The 531-nt window shown below is 53.9% G+C and carries 1 rRNA gene; it reads left to right on the forward strand.

The window, feature by feature from the left end:
• Positions 1 to 467 (forward strand): 23S ribosomal RNA (locus tag A3709_RS20860); the annotation flags it as partial.
• Positions 468 to 531: the final 64 nt, after the last annotated feature.

Consider the following 531-nt stretch of genomic DNA (forward strand, 5'->3'; position numbering starts at 1 on the left):
TACTCCGGGGATAACAGGCTGATACCGCCCAAGAGTTCACATCGACGGCGGTGTTTGGCACCTCGATGTCGGCTCATCACATCCTGGGGCTGAAGCCGGTCCCAAGGGTATGGCTGTTCGCCATTTAAAGTGGTACGCGAGCTGGGTTTAGAACGTCGTGAGACAGTTCGGTCCCTATCTGCCGTGGNCGTTNGAGATTTGAGAGGGGCTGCTCCTAGTACGAGAGGACCGGAGTGGACGAACCTCTGGTGTTCCGGTTGTCACGCCAGTGGCATTGCCGGGTAGCTATGTTCGGAAGAGATAACCGCTGAAAGCATCTAAGCGGGAAACTTGCCTCAAGATGAGATCTCACTGGAGCCTTGAGCCCCCTGAAGGGCCGTCGAAGACTACGACGTTGATAGGTTGGGTGTGTAAGCGCTGTGAGGCGTTGAGCTAACCAATACTAATTGCCCGTGAGGCTTGACCATATAACACCCAAACAATTTGGCTGTTAGACGGTAAGTCGACATACAGACCGAAAATCTGCACGAA

It is taken from the genome of Halioglobus sp. HI00S01, from assembly GCF_001635445.1.
GTDB lineage: Bacteria > Pseudomonadota > Gammaproteobacteria > Pseudomonadales > Halieaceae > Halioglobus > Halioglobus japonicus.